This is a genomic window from Nonomuraea fuscirosea (genome assembly GCF_035917475.1).
Taxonomy (GTDB): domain Bacteria; phylum Actinomycetota; class Actinomycetes; order Streptosporangiales; family Streptosporangiaceae; genus Nonomuraea; species Nonomuraea fuscirosea.
Genome location: NZ_CP109074.1, coordinates 4,844,942 through 4,863,131 on the forward strand (window position 1 = coordinate 4,844,942; position 18,190 = coordinate 4,863,131).

The 18,190-nt window shown below is 73.5% G+C and carries 5 protein-coding genes; 1 reads left to right on the forward strand and 4 read right to left on the reverse strand.

What is annotated here, in order from left to right; genetic code table 11:
- Positions 1-94: 94 nt before the first annotated feature.
- From OIE67_RS22360 to OIE67_RS22375, 4 genes are all read right to left on the reverse strand, one after another.
- Positions 95-13,339: an SDR family NAD(P)-dependent oxidoreductase gene (locus OIE67_RS22360; RefSeq protein WP_326643354.1), complete on the reverse strand. Its 13,245-nt coding sequence runs from the start codon at positions 13,337-13,339 to the stop codon at positions 95-97.
- Positions 13,340-13,406: 67 nt separating this feature from the next.
- Positions 13,407-14,648 (reverse strand): type III PLP-dependent enzyme domain-containing protein, encoded by a 1,242-nt coding sequence (locus OIE67_RS22365; RefSeq protein WP_326643356.1) that lies wholly within the window; start codon positions 14,646-14,648, stop codon positions 13,407-13,409.
- On the reverse strand, positions 14,645-16,243 hold the full coding sequence (locus OIE67_RS22370; protein WP_326643358.1) for an AMP-binding protein: 1,599 nt from the start codon (positions 16,241-16,243) through the stop codon (positions 14,645-14,647). The genes OIE67_RS22365 and OIE67_RS22370 overlap by 4 nt, the downstream gene beginning before the upstream one ends.
- Before the next feature lie 132 nt (positions 16,244-16,375).
- Positions 16,376-17,848, reverse strand: coding sequence for an AMP-binding protein (locus tag OIE67_RS22375; protein WP_326643360.1), 1,473 nt, complete (start codon positions 17,846-17,848; stop codon positions 16,376-16,378).
- Positions 17,849-17,877: 29 nt separating this feature from the next.
- Between OIE67_RS22375 and OIE67_RS22380 the strand changes: the two genes are divergently transcribed.
- The gene (locus tag OIE67_RS22380) at positions 17,878-18,150 is read left to right on the forward strand and encodes an acyl carrier protein (protein WP_326643362.1); all 273 of its coding nucleotides are present in this window, start codon (positions 17,878-17,880) and stop codon (positions 18,148-18,150) included.
- Positions 18,151-18,190 lie beyond the last annotated feature (40 nt).

Below are 18,190 nucleotides of genomic sequence, written 5' to 3' on the forward strand. Positions count from 1 at the left end.
AGGCCGATCGTATGATGTGAGGCATCGTCCGCAATCGAACGGCAGGACCATTTCGCATATCCTCCGAAGTAATGACCTGCTGGCATTACTTCGTTTATGAGTTGTTGTCAATAATGCTGTAGAGCTCGTCGGCGGTGGCCTGGGAGAGGTCGTCGCCGTTCGTGCCCGCCCAGGCGGCGGCCAGGTCACGGAGCCGGGCGGCGATCCGTTCCCGGTCGGCCGGGGCGGGCGCCGCTTCGGCCATGGCGCGTTCGAGCTCGGCCAGTTCGGCCTCCAGCGGGGGCTCCTCGCCGATCAGCTCGGTCCTGATATGGGCGGCCACGGCCTCCGGGGTCGGATGGTCGAAGACGAGCGTGGCCGACAGCCGGGCGCCGGTCAGCGTACTGAGCCGGTTGCGCAGCTCGACCGCGGTGAGCGAGTCGAAGCCCAGGTCGGTGAACCCGCGCCGCGGGTCGACTTCTTCCATGCTCGCGTGGCCGAGCACGCTCGCCGTGTGCGTCCTGACGAGGTCGAGCAGCATCCGCGTACGTGCCGCGCCGGGCAGGGCGCGCAGGCGTTCGGTGAGCGACTCGGCGGGCTCGCCCGCGTCGTTGGCCGCCTTGCGAACCCCGCCACCGAGGAGGCCGCCGAGGAGGCCGCTGACGAGGCCGCGCAGCATGGCGGGCGGTCCGTCCTGCCGGTCGCGCACGGCGGCGAGGTCCAGCGGCGCGGCGACGACGGCCGGGGCGGCCAGGCCGAGTGCGGCGTCGAGCAGGGCGAGCCCCTGCTCCGGCGGCATGGGCCGCAGGCCGTCGCGGCGCACCCGGCGCAGGTCGGCCTCGTCGAGCCTGGCCGTCATGCCGCCGGTCTCCGGCGCCCACATGCCCCAGGCGATCGAGGTGGCGGGCGCTCCCGTGGCGGTGCGGTGTGCGGCCAAGGCGTCCAGGTAGGCGTTGGCGGCGGCGTAGTTGGCCTGGCCCGCGCCGTCGAACGTGCCGGCGCAGGAGGAGAACAGCACGAACGCCGCCAGGTCGTGCTCGCGGGTCAGCTCGTGCAGGTGCGCGGCGGCCTCCGCCTTGGGCCGCCACACGGCGTCCAGCCGGTCGGGGGTGAGCGCGCCGATCACGCCGTCGTCCACGACGCCGGCCGTGTGCACGACGGCGGTGAGCTCGCGGCCCGCGACGAGGTCGGCCAGCGCCTTGCGGTCGCCGATGTCGGCGGCGGCGATCTCCACGGACGCGCCCAGGCCGGTCAGCTCCGCCCGCAGCCCGGCCGCGCCCGGCGCGTCCTCGCCCCGCCTGCTGACCAGCAGCAGCCGCCGCATGCCGTGCGCGCCGGCCAGGTGCCTGGCGGTCAGCGCGCCCAGCCCGCCGGTGCCGCCGCTGATCAGGACGGTGCCGTCCGGGTCGAGCGGGGCCGGGACGGTGAGGACGACCTTGCCGATGTGCCGGGCCTGCTGCATGTGCCGGAACGCCTCGGGGGCTCGGCGTAGGTCCCAGGCGCGGACGGGGAGGGGGGTGAGCGCTCCCGTGCGGAAGAGGCCGAGCAGGGTGGCCAGGATCTCGGCGCTCCTGGCGGGGCCGGCCTCGTCCAGGTCGAAGGGGGTGTAGCCGGGGGTGTCGGGGCGGAGGTCGGTTTTGCCCATTTCGATGAAGCGGCCGTGTGGTTGGAGGAGGGTGAGTGAGGCGTCGGTGAAGTCTCCGGCCAGGGAGTTGAGGACGACGTCCATCTTCGGGAAGCGGCCGGCGAACTCCAGGGTGCGGGAGCTGGCCAGGTGGTCTTCGTCCAGGCCGGTGGCGGGCCACTTGGCCGGGCCGGCGGTGCCGTACACCTCCGCGCCCAGATGACGGGCGATCTGCACCGCCGCCATCCCCACGCCGCCCGCCGCCGCGTGGATCAGCACCCTCTCCCCCGGCCGGAGATCGGCCAGGTCCACCAGCCCGTACCAGGCCGTGGCGAAGACGGCGGGGACGGAGGCGGCGGTGGCGAACGACCAGCCCTCCGGGATCGGGACGAGGTGCCGCCGGTCGGCGACGGCGTGCGTGCCGAGCGCGTGGTCGAACAGGCCCATCACCCGGTCGCCCACGGCCAGCCCCGTCACACCTGGGCCGACCTCGGCCACGACGCCCGCGCCCTCACTGCCCAGTTCGGCATCGCCCGGGTACATGCCGAGCGCGATCAGCACGTCGCGGAAGTTGAGACCGCAGGCGCGCATCGTGACCCGTACCTCGCCGGGGCCGAGCGGGCTCTTCTCGATCGGGGTGGCGATCAGGTGGTCGATGGTGCCCGCCTCCCGCACGTCCACTCGCCACGGGGCGGTCGCGGTGAGGGGCGGCGGTTCCGCCTTGGCCAGCCTGGGGGCCAGGGCGACGCCGTCGCGCAGGGCCAGCTCGGGCTCGGCCGGCTCGGGCTCGGTTCCCGCGAGGACGGACGGGAGCGCGCGGTAGGAGGCGTCGCTGCCGTCCACGTCGATGAGCAGGACGCGGCCAGGGTTCTCCGCCTGGGCGGCGCGGACGAGGCCGGCGACCGCCGCCTGCTCCGGGTCGGGCGCGGGGTCCTCCGGCCGCGCGGCCACGGCGCGGCTGGTCACGACGGCCAGGCGTGTGGTGGCCGCGTGCTCGTCGGCCAGCCGGTCTCTGAGCGCGCCGAGCACGGCATGCGGCGCGGTCGGCGTCTCATCTCCCGGGTCTGTGTACGGCAGCTCGGGCCGCGCGTTGTCACCCGAGTCGGTGTACGGCGGCTCGGACCGCGTGTCGTCACCCGGAGCGAAGTGCGGCGGCCCTGCGTGCGCCCCGTCGGCCTGGTAGGTGGGCGGGGGTGCGGCGAGCAGGATCGTCTGGTCGTGTGCCAGGCCGTCCGTCACCGTGACTCCGGCGGCGGTGAGCGCCTCCCGCAGCCAGCCGGCTTCCGCGGCCACCGCGCCGGTGGCGGACGGCTCCGCGGAGTGCGGGGTCGCGGTCCAGGTCACCTGGTAGAGGCCGTCGCGGGGGGCTGTGGGCAGCGCCGTCATGGGGGCGCCGGCGACCGGTCGCATGGTGAGCCCGCCGACCTCGGCCAAGGGTGCGCCGGTGCTGTCGGCCAGGAGCACGCTGGTCACGCCGTCGGTGGTGGTCACGCGCACTCTGGCCCGGGTGGCGCCGGTGGCGTGCAGGGTGACGTCGGTCCAGGCGAACGGCAGCTCGACGGCATCGGTGCTCGGGTTGGCGAGGTCGATGGCGTGCAGGGCGGCGTCCAGGAGTGCCGGGTGGATGCCGAAGCCGTCTCCGTCTTGCTCGGGGAGATCCACTTCGGTGTAGAGGGTGCCGTCAGGGGTGGCCCATGCTCTTGTCACGCCTCGGAAGGTGGGGCCGTAGGCGACGCCTTGTTCGGCCAGGCGGTCGTAGAAGCCGTCCAGGTCGATGGGGGACGCTTCGGGTGGTGGCCAGGAGCCGATCGGGGTTGGCCGTGCGGCTTCTGCGGTCAGGATTCCTGTCGCGTGGCGGGTCCAGACGTCCTCACCGGTGCGGGAATGGACGGCCAGGGAACGGTTGCCGTCCTCGCCGGGTGCCGCCACCGACACGTGCAGGGCCGTGCCCTCGTGGGTGACGGGAAGTGGCGCGTGCAGAGTCAGTTCCCGCAAAGCCGGGCTGCCTGCTCGGGCACCGGCGTGCAGGGCCAGGTCGACGAACGCGGTCCCGGGCAGCAGCGCCGTGCCCATGATGGCGTGATCGGCCAGCCAGGGATGGGTCTTCAGTGACACCTGGCCGGTGAGCAGGAGTTCGTTCCGGTCTGGAACGGGGACCAGCGCGCCGGTCAGCGCGTGGCCGCCGGCCATCTGGCCGAGGCCGAGGACGTCGCCGGTGTCGGTGGGCTCGGGGGTCAGCCAGTAGCGGCGGTGCTGGAACGGATAGGTCGGGAGATCGATGCGCTTCGGGTAGAAGGGGGCGTAGAAGGCTTCCCAGTCCACGTCCGTGCCCCGAGCGTAAGCCCGACCGACCGCCGCCACCAACGCGCGCGCCTGGGAATCGTCACGGCGGCCCGAAGTCGGGATATATGCGACCTTGTCGCCGGAGATCTGCGGACCCAGCCCGGACAGCACCCGGCCAGGGCCCAGCTCCAGACAGGTCACCACTCCGGCCTGTTCCAGCGCTGCGATCCCGTCGGCGAAGCGAACCGTCTGCCGCACCTGCGCCACCCAGTACTCCGGATCGGCCATCCGCTCCCCAGCCGGCTCACCGTCCAGGTTGGAGATCACCGGGATACGGGGTGTGTGGAAGGTCAGCGTCTCGGCCACGGCGCGGAACTCGTCCAGCATCGGCTCCATCAGCGCCGAGTGGAAGGCATGGCTCACCGACAGACGACGGCACCGCACTCCTTGCTCGGTGAGTCGATCGGCAGCGGCCTGCACCTCGGGCTCGCGGCCGGACAGCACCAGCGCCGCCGGGCCGTTGACCGCAGCGAGCTCCACCCCCGCGCCCAGCAGCGGCCGTACCGCCTCCAGACCGGCGGACACCTGAACCATCACCCCACCGGCGGGAAGCTCCTGCATCAGCCGGCCCCGAGCCGCGACCAAGGAACAGGCATCCTGCAGTGACAACACTCCAGCGATATGCGCCGCTGCTACTTCGCCGATCGAGTGCCCCAGCAGCACGTCCGCCGACATCCCCCACGACTCCAGCAGCCGTGCGGACGCCACCTCCACCGCGAACAACCCCGCCTGCGCGAACCGCGTCTGATCCACCCGGCCCGGATCCGACCAGATCACCTCACGCACCAACCCATCACCGAACCCCGCCAGCACCTCCTCGAACACGTCCCGGAACACCGGGAACACCTCAGCCAGCTCCCGGCCCATCCCCAGCCGCTGACTCCCCTGCCCCGCGAACAACCAGCCGGTCTTCCCCTCCACCACCGACTCCACCGCCACCGGCGGAGCCGACACCAGCTCCCCACGATCAGCGGCCAGGATCACGGCACGGCGTTCCAGGGCCGCGCGGCTGACGGCGAGCGAGTAGCCGACGTCGGCGGGTGACGCGACGGACAGCGTGGCGTCCGACAGCGTCGCGCGCAGCTGCTCGGTGACAGCCGCGAGACCCGGCTCGCCCCGGCCGGACAGTACCACCGGCACCGGGAAGGCGAGCGGTTCGGCGGACTCCAAGAAAGCGGACTCCGAGGCGGCCCTCTGGGCGGCGGGCTCTGGAGCGGGGGCCTGTTCCAGGATGACGTGGGCGTTGGTGCCGCTGATGCCGAACGACGACACGCCGGCCCGGCGCGGCCGGCCCAGCTCCGGCCAGTCCGCCGTGTGGTCGGCCAGCCGTACGTCACCCTGGGACCAGTCGACGTGGGTGGTGGGCTCGTCCACGTGCAGGGTGGCCGGGATGACGCCGTGTTCCAGGGCCAGCACCATCTTGATCACACCGGCCACACCGGCCGCGGCCTGCGTGTGGCCGAAGTTCGACTTGACCGAGCCGAGCCAGAGCGGCACCTGACGCCCCTGCCCGTACACGCCCAGCAACGCCTGCACCTCGATCGGGTCGCCCAGCATCGTGCCGGTGCCGTGGCCTTCGACCACGTCCACGTCGGCGGGGGTGAGGCGGGCCGCTTCCAGCGCCCGGTCGAGTACGCGGCGCTGGGCCACGCCCGAGGGGGCCGTGAGCCCGTTGGAGGCGCCGTCCTGGTTCACCGCCGAACCGCGAACCACCGCCAGGACCGGATGCCCCAGCTTTCGCGCCCGCGACAACGGCTCGACCAGGACCATGCCCGCGCCCTCTGAGAAGACCGTCCCGTCAGCAGCCTCCGCGAACGCCTTGATCCGTCCGTCACCCGCCAGCCCACGCTGCCGCGAGAACTCCACGAACACCTCGGGCGTGGACAACACCGTCACCCCACCCGCCAGAGCCGACGAGCACTCACCGCGCCGCAACGCCTCGCACGCCAGGTGCAACGCCACCAACGACGACGAGCAGGCCGTGTCGACGGTCACGGCGGGGCCTTGCAGGCCGAGGGTGTAGGAGATGCGTCCTGAGGCGACCGAGATGGAGGTGCCGGTGACCAGGTAACCCTCGACGTCCTCCGGCAGCCGGCCGGGGCCGGTGGCGTAGCCGGTGGCCGTGGCGCCGATGAAGACGCCGGTGTCGCTGCCCTTGAGGCCGGCGGGGTCGATGCCCGCGCGTTCCAGCGTCTCCCAGGCCACTTCGAGCATGAGCCGCTGCTGCGGATCCGTGGCCAGCGCCTCGCGCGGGCTCATGCCGAAGAACTCGGCGTCGAAGTCTCCGGCGTCGTGCAGCCAGCCGGCGTGCTTGACGTAGCTGGTGCCCCGCTTGCCCGGGTCGGCGTCGAACAGGCGCTCCAGGTCCCAGCCCCGGTCGGCGGGGAACGGTGAGATGCCTTCGCCCTCGTCCATCAGCATGCGCCACAGCGCCTCGGGCGTGTTCGCGCCGCCAGGGAGCCGGCAGGCCATGCCGACGATCGCGATCGGCTCGTCGGTCTGGGCCGTGGCGGGCGTGCTGGATGCGGCGGCCGGGGCCGCGCCGAGCAGGCGTTCCTTGAGGTGGCCGGCCAGCGCGAGTGGCGTCGGATAGTCGAAGACCAGGGTGGACGGCAGCCGCAGCCCGGTGGCGGCGTTCAGCTTGTTGCGCAGTTCGATGGCGGTGAGCGAGTCGAACCCGATCTCGGTGAACACCCGCTGCGCCGAGACGGAATCCGTACCCGAGTGACCGAGCACGACGGCGACCTGCGCCTTGACGAGTTTGAGCAGCAGTTCGTCGCGTTCGGGCTCCGGCAGCGCGGCGAGCTGACGTTCCAGCGCGGCGGCGGCTCCGCCCGGCGCCGCGCCGGCGGCGGCGCCGCGGCGGGCCGGCCGGCGGACCAGGCCGTCGAGCAGCCGGGGCGCGTCGGCGGCGCGCGGCAGGTCGAGGTGGATGGGCAGCAGCAGTGCCTCGTCGATGGTCATGGCGGCGTCGAGCAGGGCGAGTCCTTCGCCGGAGGACAGGCCGCGGGCGCCCGAGCGTTCCATCCGGGCCACGTCGGCGTCGCCGAGATGGGCGCTCATGGCGCTGCGCTGCTCCCAGAAGCCCCAGGCGAGGGACTGCGCGGGCAGGCCGCGGGCCTTGCGGTGGGCGGCGAGGGCGTCGAGGAAGACGTTGGCGGCGGCGTAGTTGGCCTGTCCCGCGTCGCCGAGTACGCCTGCCGCTGAGGAGTAGAGGATGAAGGCGTCCACGTCGCCGGCCAGCTCGTGCAGGTTCCAGGCGGCGACGGCCTTCGAGGCCAGCACCTTGTGCAAGCGTTCCGGGGTCAGGGACTCGATCACACCGTCGTCGAGCGCGCCCGCGCAGTGCACCACCGCCGACCACGAACGGCCCCGCATCACCTCTGCCAGCGCCCGGCGGTCGGCCACGTCACAGGCCACGATCTCCACCTCGGCACCCAGCCCGGCCAGCTCGGCGCGAAGCTCCCGCGCACCTGCGGCCTCCTCACCCTGGCGGCTCACCAGCACGAGATGCCGCATTCCGTACGCCGAGATCAGATGCCGGGCCACCAGGCCGCCGAGCGTCCCCGTCCCGCCTGTCACCAGGACCGGGCGTTCCGGATCCAGCACCGGCGGCATCCGCAACACGATCTTGCCCACATGCCCCGCCCGCTGCATCAGCCGGAACGCCTCCGGGGCCCGCCGGACATCCCACACCCGCACCGGCAACCGCTCCATCACCCCGTCCCGGAACAGCGCCAGGACCTCGGACAACATCGTGCCGAGCCGGTCGGGTCCGGCTTCCATGAGGGAGTAGAGCAGGTAGTCGACGCCGGTGCCGGTCCTGATGTCGGTCTTGCCGAGCTCCAGGAAGCGGCCGCCGGGCTTGAGGAGGTTGAGTGAGGCGTCGGTGAAGTCTCCGGCCAGGGAGTTCAGGACGACGTCCATCTTCGGGAAGCGGCCGGCGAACTCCAGGGTGCGGGAGCTGGCCAGGTGGTCGTCGTCCAGGCCGGTGGCGGGCCACTTGGCCGGGCCGGCGGTGCCGTAGACCTCCGCTCCCAGATGACGGGCGATCTGCACCGCCGCCATCCCCACGCCGCCCGCCGCCGCGTGGATCAGCACCCTCTCCCCCGGCCGGAGATCGGCCAGGTCCACCAGCCCGTAGTACGCGGTCAGGAACGCCACCGGCACCGCCGCCGCCTCCGCGAACGACCACCCCTCGGGCACGGGGGCGAGCAGGCGCTGGTCGGTGACCCCTGAGGGGCCGAACGCGCCGTCCATCAGACCGAGGACCCGATCGCCCACGGTCAGGCCCGTCACGCCAGGACCCACCTCGGTCACCACCCCGGCGATCTCGCCGCCGATCGGCTCGTCGTTCTCGGGGACCATGCCGAGCACGACCACCAGGTCGCGGAAGTTCAGTCCTGCGGCCCGGACGGCGACCCGGACCTCGCCCTCCTCCAGGGAGCGGGTGGGGACGGGGACCAGCGACAGGGCGGAGAGGCTGCCCTTGGCGGGGGCGTCCAGGCGCCATTCCGCCGTCCCCGCCGGAGGGACGAGGGTCGGCGTGGTGGCGGCGCGGGCCAGCCTGGGGGCGAGGAGTGCGCCCGTGCCGTCGAGTGCGGGGCGTACGGCGAGCTGCGATTCACCGTCGGCCAGCGCCGAGAGCACCGCGCCGGCGGGCACGGCGCTGCCGGCGGGGTCGAGGTCGAGCAGCGCGAACCGGCCCGGATGCTCGGACTGGGCGGACCTGATCAGGCCCCACGCGGGCGCGGCGGCCAGGTCGGGAACGTCGCCGTCCGTCCCGGCGGGCACGGCGCCCCGCGTGACGATGACGAGCCGCGTGCCGGCCAGCCGTTCCTCGGCCAGCCACGCCTGCACGAGCGCCAGAGCCTCCTCCGCGACCTCACCACCGAGCCGGGCGACGTTCCCCTCCTGGTACGCCGCCAGGGAGGGTGCCGGGGATTCGACGGCGGCCTCGACGAGGTGGCCGGCAGGAGGCGCTGACGACGGCCCGGTCGCGGACACAGGCGGCAGCGCGGCCGGAAGCTCAGGCCGGAGCGCGGTCGCGGAGGCGGGCAGCGTGGCCGGTGAGCCAGGTGGCAGCGTGGCTGCAGACGTGTGAGCGCTGGTTCCGGGGTCGCGCAAGGTGACGAAGACCGTGCTGGGGAGTTGGTCGGCGGCGATCAGGCCGGCCAGGCCCGTGTAGGTGCGAGCGGCCAGGCCCTGCCGTACGAGAGCGTCCGCGCCGGTGCCCAGGGCGGCGGCGGGGCGGCCGGCCGGGGCGGGGAGGTCCGGCAGGGCGCTCCACTCGACCCGGTACAGGGAGTCGTGGCGGGCCGGCGCGAGCCCGCCCGCCGAGACCGGCCGCGAGACGAGGGACTCGACCGTGATCAGCGGCGCCCCCGCGGGGTCGGCCGCGACCAGCTGGACGGTGTCGCGGCCCGTGCGGCGCAGGCGGACGCGGGCCGCGGCCGCGCCGGAGGCGTGCAGGGTGACGCCGGTCCAGGCGAAGGGCAGGCTGACGCCCTGCTCGTCGTCGCCGAGGAGGGCTTCGGCGTGCAGGGCGGCGTCCAGGAGCGCGGGGTGCAGGCCGTAGCGGTCGGCGCCGGCGCCTTCGGGGAGCGCGACCTCGGCGAACACCTCGCCGTCGCGCAGCCATGCGGCCTTCACTCCCTGGAACGTCGGGCCGTACCCGTAGCCGGCCGCGGCGAGCCGCTCGTACAGGCCGTCCACCGGGACGGGGGTCGCACCCGGAGGCGGCCAGGCGGTGAGGTCGACGCCGGCGGAACCGGCACCGGCGGGGTCGAGAGCGGCAGAGTCGGGGCCGGTGGGGGCGAGGCCGGTGGCGGCGCCGTGCGGGGTGAGCAGTCCGCTCGCGTGGCGGGTCCAGGGGCCTTCGCCGATCCTGGAGTGCACGGTGATCGTACGGGCGCCGTCCGTCTCGGGGCCGACGGCGATCTGCACCTGCACGGCGCCGCGCTCCGGCAGCGGCAGCGGGGCCTCCAGGGTCAGCTCGGCCAGGTGACCGCAGCCGACGTGGTCGCCGGCCGCGATGGCCAGTTCGACGAACGCGGTGCCGGGCAGCAGCACCGTGCCCGCGGCGGCGTGGTCGGCCAGCCACCCCTGCGTGTGCAGGGCCAACCGGCCGGTCAGCACGATCCCGCCGGACTCGGCGAGCACCACGGCCGCGCCCAGCAGCGGGTGTCCCGCCGCTGACAGCCCGGCGGCGGTGACGTCCTCGCCTCCCGCCGAGGCGTCGAGCCAGAAGCGGCGCCGCTGGAACGCGTACGTGGGCAGCGGAGCCCGGTGCGGCGAGGCGTCGCCGACGGCGGCGGTCAGGTCGGCGGGGACGCCGTTCGCGTACGCCTCGGCCGCCGAGGTGAGGAAGCGCGCGGGCCCGCCCTCGTCGCGGCGCAGCGTTCCGGTGGCGTAGGCGTCCGCGCCGGCGACCTCGATGGTGTCGCGGACGCTCATGACGAGCACAGGGTGCGCGCTGCACTCGATGAACGCCCCGCGCCCGTCCCGCAGCAACGCGGTGACGACGTCGTGGAAGGCGACGGGACGGCGGGCGTTGCCGAACCAGTACTCGGGGGTCAGCTCGGCCGTGTCCAGCACGTCGCCGGTGACCGTCGAGTAGAAGGGCACGTGGCCGGTGCGCGGGCGGATGGGTGCCAGCAGGTCGAGCAGGCGGTCGTGCAGCGGGTCCACCTGGTCGCTGTGGGAGGCGACGGTGCTGGCGAGGTGCCTGGCCCTGATCCCCTCCGCCTCGCACTGGGCCACCAGTTCTGCCAGCGCCGCCTCGTCGCCGACGACGGTGGAGTGGGAGGGGCCGTTCCGCGCGCCCACCGACAGGCGGCCGTCCCAGGCGGTCAGGCGCCGTTCCAGGTCGGACGCGGGCAGCGCGATGGCGGCGATGGCGCCCTTGCCGACGAGCGTCTCGGCGAACAGGCGGCTGCGCAGCACGATCACGCGTACGGCATCCTCCAGCGACAGGCCGCCGGCCACGTACGCGGCGGCCACCTCGCCCTGGGAGTGACCCACGACGGCGGACGGTCGCACGCCCATCGACTCCCACAGGGCGGCCAGCGACACCATCACCGCGAACAGCACCGGCTGCACCACCTCCAGCCGGTCCAGGGCGGCGGGATCGTGCAGGGCTTCGAGGACATGCCAGTCGACGTGCTGGTCGATCTCGGCGGCCACCTCGGTCATGCGGGCGGCGAAGACGGGGCTGGTCTCCAGGAGTTCTGCGGCCATGCCGGGCCACTGGGAGCCCTGGCCGGGGAAGATGAACACCGCCTGCGCCCGGGCTTCCGTGCCGCCGTGGGCGGTGCCGAGAACGAGGTTGGGCGCGGGCTCCCCCTCGGCCAGGGCCGTGAGCGCGGACGCCAGTGCGCCGGGCTCCCCTCCCCCGGCGATGACGACGGCGCGGTGCTCCCACGGGGTACGGGTGGTGAGCAGCGATCGGGCCACGTCGGGCAGGACCACGGAGGACTCGGTCGTGGAGGGCTCGGTCGTGGAGGACTCGGTCGTGGAGGACTCGGTCTCGGAGGACTCGGTCTCGGAGGACTCGGTCTCGGAGGGCTGTCGGTCGGGGTGGTCGGTGAGGCGTTCGGAGAGGTGGTTCGCCAGGGCGGCCGCCTGTGCGCGTAGTGCCGCCTCGGTTCTGCCCGACACGGCGAACGGCAGCACGTCAGGCGTGCCGTCGCCGTAGAGCACCGACGCGGTACGCCCACCGGCCGTTCCGTGAACGGTGACCGCCTCGGATCCATCCCCGGACGCGGAGCCCGTCCCAGACGCGGAAGGGCCCACGACCGTGGGAGGTTCCTCGATGACGACGTGGGCGTTGGTGCCCGAGACGCCGAAGGACGACACGCCGGCCCGTCTGGGCAGTCCGTTCGCGGGCCACGGCGTGTTCTCCAGCAGCAGTTCGACCCCGCCCGACGACCAGTCCACGTACGGCGAGGGCTCGTCCACGTGCAGGGTGCGCGGCAGCGTCGAGTGCCGCATGGCCATCACCATCTTGATGACCCCGGCGACGCCGGCGGCGGCCTGGGTGTGGCCGAGGTTGGACTTGACGGAGCCGAGGCGGAGCGGGCCGCGCCCGCTGCGGTCGCGGCCGTACGTGGCGAGCAGGGCGTGCGCCTCGATCGGGTCGCCCAGCTTGGTGCCGGTCCCGTGCGCCTCCACCGCGTCCACCTGGTCGGGTGTGAGTCCGGCGTTGGCCAGGGCCTGGCGGATCACCCGCTCCTGCGACGGCCCGTTGGGCGCGGTGAGCCCGCTGCTGGCCCCGTCCTGGTTGATGGCCGAGCCGCGGATCACGGCGAGCACGGGGTGGCCGTGGCGCAGCGCGTCGGAGAGGCGTTCGACGGCGAGGATGCCGGCGCCCTCGGAGAAGGCGGCCCCGTCGGCGGCGGCGGCGAACGCCTTGCACCGGCCGTCGCGCGACATGACCCGCTGGCGGCTGAACGCGGTGAACGTGCCGGGGGTGGACATGACGGTGACGCCGCCGGTCAGGGCGAGGTCGGTCTCGCCGTCGCGGAGGGAACGGCAGGCCAGGTGGAGGGCGACGAGGGAGGCCGAGCAGGCGGTGTCGACGGTGAAGGTGGGACCCTCCAGGCCGAAGGTGTAGGCGACGCGGCCGGAGACGACGCTGGTGGCGTTGCCGGTGACGAGGTAGCCCTCGACGTCGGCGGGCGCCTTGTCCAGGCGGGGTCCGTAGTCCTGCGGTTCGGCGCCGATGAAGACGCCGGTGCCGCTGCCCCGGAGGGTGGCCGGGTCGATGCCGGCGTGTTCGAGCGCTTCCCAGGCGGTCTCCAGGACGATCCGCTGCTGCGGGTCCATGGCCAGGGCCTCGCGCGGGTTGATGCCGAAGAAGGCGGGGTCGAACGCGTCGGCGTCGTGCAGGAAGTGCGCCTTGCGCAGGTAGGAGGTGTTGGGCGTCTCGGGGTTGTCGTCGAACAGCCGTTCCAGGTCCCAGCCGCGGTTGACAGGAAAGCCGGTGACGCTCTCGCGGCCCTCGGCCACGAACCGCCATAGCTCGTCGGGCGTGGTGACGCCGCCGGGGTAGCGGCAGCCGATGCCGATGATGGCCAAGGGCTCGTCGGAGGCGGCGGCGGAGGCGGCCCTGACCTCGTCGTGGCCGGCGGCGTCACCGTACAGGTGGGCGTGCAGGTAGTCGGCCACGGCCTGCGGCGTGGGGTGGTCGAACGCGAGCGTCATGGGCAGGTCGGCGCCGACGGCCTCGGCGAGCCGGTCGTGCAGCTCCACCGCGCCGAGCGAGTCCAGGCCGAGCTCGCGGAAGCCGCGGGCGGGGTCCACCGTGTCCGGCGGGTCCGGGTGCGTGGTCCGCAGGATGCCGGCGGTGACGTCTCGTACCAGCTTGACCAGGAAGCTACGCTGCTCGCTCACTTTTCCGTACTCCGTCGCTCGCTCATGCGTACGTGCGCGTGGGTCTGGCGGGTGGCCCGAAGGGGCGCTACTCGTACTTGCGGTGGAACTCGACGCGGGAGATCGACACGACCTCGCCGCCGTGGACGACGACCTCGGCGGGAGCGGGCCGGCCGAGGAACATGACCAGGCTGGCGGTCATCCCGTACGCGCCGGCGTTCGGGATCGTCACGACGTCGCCGGGGCGCAGGCGGGGGACGTCCACGTTCCGGCCGAGGATGTCGCCGGGGGTGCAGAGGGGGCCGGCGAGCGTGGCGGGCTCCACCGGCTCGCCCGATCCGCCCTGTTCGCCCGGGCCGGCGTCGACCCCGACGGTGATGGGCAGCAGGCGGCCGAGCCCGGACATGCCTCCGAGCACGTTGATGCCGGCGTCGAGGATGACGAACCGCCGGCCGCGGCTCTCCTTGACGTTCACCACGGTGCAGACGAGCTCGCCACAGTCGCCGACCAGGTAGCGGCCGGACTCGACGGCCACCCGCGGCTCCCCGTCGCGCCAGCCGGGGAAGTGCTCGTCGAGCACCTCCTCCAGCGCGGCCCGCAGCCCGGAGTAGACGGTGCGCTCACCGTGGGCGAGGTACGGCGCCGCGAAGCCGCCGCCCAGGTCCAGCAGGCCGATGGGCATGCCGGTCTCCTTCCGCAGCCGGGCGGCGGTGGCGGCGGTGTGGCGGAACTCGGCGATGAGGCTGCTCTCGTCCTTGGCGTTGCTGAGCGAGAACAGGTGCACCCCGGCCAGCCGGGTGCCGGGCACGGCGCGGAGCTCGGGCATGAGCGCGGGCAGCGTCTCGCTGTCGATGCCGAACTGGGAGGGCGCGCCGGTCATCCTGATGCTGGTGGTGCCGCCGGACTCGACACTGTTGATGCGCAGCAGGCAGTCGGCGACCACGCCGCGTACGGTGGCGGCGGCGCCGATGTGCCGCAGGTCAGATGGCGACTCGACGGAGAAGGTGCGGACCCCGGCGTCGAGGGCGACGGCGAGCTCGTCGTGGGTCTTGCCAGGACCCGTGTAGAGGATCTCCGAGGCGTCGAACCCGGCCGCGAACGCCGCGTCGAGCTCCCCCGTCGAGCTGATCTCGGCACGCGCGCCGCGTTCGCGCAGAGTACGGCCGATCTCGGGGTGGGGGTTGGCCTTGAGCGAGAAGTAGCGGGTGACCCCGTCGGGCAGCGCCGCCATGAGGTCGTCATGGGCGGCGGCGACCCGGTCCAGGTCGTAGACGTAGAGGGGGCTTCCGAAGCGGGCCGCGAGGTCGTCGCGGCTGATCGAACGGCTCATCGGAGGGTTTCCTTCAGCAGCTGGGCCAGGCGCCGGCGCTCGTTCTTGCCGTTGAGCGTCAGCGGGAAGGCGGGCAGGACGTGGCAGGCGGCGGGGGTCTTGGCGGGTTCGAGTCGTTCGCGCAGGCCTCGCAGCACGTCCTGCGGCCGGAGGTCGCTCTCGACGAAGATCACCAGGTCGTGGTCGTCGCCGGGCGGCAGGGCGGCGGCGGCGCGCACGCCGGGCACGTCCATGGCGGCGGCCTCGATCTCGATGGTGCTCATGCGGGTGCCGCGGCGCTTGAACATGTCGTCGCGGCGGCCCTCGAAGTACAGGTAGCCGTCCTCGTCGAGGTGGCCGTGGTCGCCGGTGTGCAGGCGGGTCTCGCCCGTCTCGGGGTCGGGGCGGTAGACGGCGGCGGTGAGCTCGGGCGCGCGCCAGTAGCCGGCCATGACGTTCGGTCCGGCGACGACGATCTCGCCGCTGACGCCGGGGGGCGTGGGGCGGCCGTCCGCGCCGAGGACGACGACGGTGGTGCCGGGCAGCGCCCGCCCGGACGAGCCCGGCCGCTCGTCGCCGAGGTCCGGGTCCATGATGGTGACGCGCTTGCACTCGGTGATGCCGTACATGCGCACGACCGCGGCGCCGGGGAAGCCGGCGCGCAGGCCGCGGATGGTGGTCTCGGGCAGGGCGGCGCCGGTGTTGGTGAACATGCGTACGGCGCCGGGGTCGTGCGCGCCGCGCCCGGCGAGGGAGGCGATCATGGCGCCCAGGGACGGCACGATGGGCACCACGGTGGCGCCGCATTCCTCGATGGCCTTGAGCAGGCCGAGGTCGGGCTCGTCGTCGGCGAGCACGAGCTCCGCGCCGCCGAGCGCGGCCAGCATGATCTGGTAGAGGCCGTAGTCGAAGGAGAGCGGCAGCCGGCAGTAGACCACGTCGTCGGGGCGGTAGCCGAGCACCGCGTTGATCGCGGAGGCCGCGAAGGACACCCGCGCGTGCGGGCACACCACGCCCTTCGGGGCCGCGGTGCTGCCGGAGGTGTAGATGAGCAGCGCCACGTCGTCGGGCCCGACCTTCACCGGCTCTGGCTTGGCGGCCAGGCCGGCCAGGACCTCGACGTCCGGCCAGAGCTCGTCCAGCGAGACGACGGGGACGGCGCTCCCGTCGAGCGGGTCCCCTGGACCCGCGCTCCCGTCGAGCGTGGTCCCAGGGCGGGCGCTCCCGCCGGGCGTGGCCGTGTGGACGGCACTCGTGGCGGTCAGCCGGCCGTCGTCGGTGATCAGCAGCGCTGGTTCGGCGTCCGCGAGGACCGAGCGGAGGTGGAACGGCTTCATGCCGGGGTTGATCGGCACCGCGGCGGCGCCGGCGCGCCAGATGCCGTACAGGAGGGGGACGAGTTCGCGCCGGTTGCGGGTCCTGACGAGCACCCGGTCGCCCGGCCGCACCCCTCCGGCGATCAGCCATCCGGCGACGGCGTCGCTGAGGCCGGCCACCTCCTGGTACGTCAGCGCACCCCGGGCATCACGCACCGCCCGGCCCAGCGGGCGGCGGGCGGCGGCCTCGTCCAGCAGGTCGTGGACGAGGCCCGAGCGGAGGGACGGCGTCGTGGCCATGGGCATTCCTCCATCCAGGTCTGGGTCCCACGTCCGGATCTCTTGTCTGGACCTCGCGGGCGGCTTCTCTCATCCCTTCGAGAAAGTAGTCCCGGCGCCTGTCCGGCCACACCCCTAATAGCCCCCTAAGCCTTATGCCTCGCCCCTTAGCATGGCTCCGGCCAAATCCCTCAGATAAGCCCGGTCCGTTTTCCTGTTGCTGTTCAGAGGCAACGCGGCGAAATGACGATAATGCCGGGGAACGATCCCGTCGGGAAGCGTCTCGCGCAATCCACGCGCCATTTCAGCTGGGGGCAGCTGAAGACCGGTGTAGAAGACCACGAGTTCGGCGGTGGCCCCGTTGTCGACGCCGACGGTGACCGCGTCCTCGACGCCGCGCAGGCCGCGTACGGCGTGGTCGATCTCGGCGGTCTCCACGCGCCAGCCGCGCACCTGCACCTGGGCGTCGGCCCGGCCGAGGTAGACCAGTTCGCCGTTCGCCGTCCTGCGGGCCCGGTCGCCGGTGTTGTACCAGGTGCGGCCGTCGCGTTCGACGAAGCGGCCGTGGCCGTGCGCCGGGTCGAGGTAGCCGGGGGTGAGCTGAGGGCCGGTGATCCACAGCTCGCCCTCGACGCCGGCGGGCCGGCCGCGGTCGTCGAGGAGGAGGTGGTCGTGGCCGTCGTTGACGGCGCCGATGGGGGCCAGTCCGTTCACGCCGAGGGCGGGCGAGCCGGATGTCCAGCGGTGCGCGCTGATCGTGATGGTCAGCTCGGTCGGGCCGTAGAGGTTCTCCAGCGTGGCGGCGGGCGCGGCGGCCTGCCAGGCTTCGGCGTCGGCGCACTTCAGCGCCTCTCCCGCGAACAGACTCCAGCGCAGGCCCGGCATCGAGCCGGGGGTCAGGCCGCCGGCCCTGCGGACGGCGCCGATCGCGCCGGGCGTGGAGAACCAGACGGTGACGCCGTGGGCGGCGAGGTGTCCGGGCAGGTCGCGGTAGGCGTGCGGGGGCACGTCGCGCACGTGCGCGCCCGCGCCCCACGCGCAGAACAGGTCGAACATGGCGCAGTCGAAGGTCAGGTCGAACGTGTGCGAGAAGACGTCGTCGGGCGCGAAGCCGAAGCGCCGCTCCGCCCAAGCGAAGTAGGAGCTCAGGTTGCCATGGGTGATCGGCACCGCTTTGGGCGTGCCGGTGGAGCCGGAGGTGAACAGCACGTACGCCACGTCCTCCGCCCGTACGGGCACCGGCTCCGCCAGCGAGGGCCCTTCGGCCGCCACGGGCAGGCCCAGCTCGTCCGCGGGCCCGTCGGCGACCAGCACGGACACGCCGGCCGCCCGCGCCATCGCCAGCGTGCGCGCCCGGGGGAAGGCGGGGTTGAGCGGCACGACGGTCAGCCCCGCGTACAGCCCGGCCAGGATGCCCACGTAGGCCGTCCGGCCCCGTGGGGCCAGCACGCCCACGGCGGTGTGCCCGCGCCCGGTCAGGCCGCCCGCCAGCCGCAGTGCCGCCGCGTCCGTCCCGGCGTACGTGGCGCTGTCGCCGCCGACCGTGAAAGCGAGCCCGCCGGGATTCTTCGCGAGCCCCTTCCTGAATATCGAATAAAGGGATTCGGTGATTTTCGCGATGGACATCTCCGGGCTCCGCCTATACCGTCGATTACGTGAGTCCTACCGAAAGCGAGGAAACCATGACTTCTCCCTGGGACGAGAAATTCGAGACGCTCGTCCGTGGCGCACTTCCTTTTCTCGGGCCCGGCGAAGAACTGCGGGCCGACACCGATCTGACGGACGCCGGCCTCGACTCGATGGCCATTGTCGAGCTGCTGACGTCCCTGGAGCAGGCCTACGGCGTGCGCCTTGCCGCCGAGGCGCTGACGCGGGAGACGTTCGGGACGCCCGCCACGCTGTGGCGAGCGCTGTCCCTGGCGGGCTGAGCGCGGGCGGGGCCGATACGGCTCCGCCGACGTCCCTTGA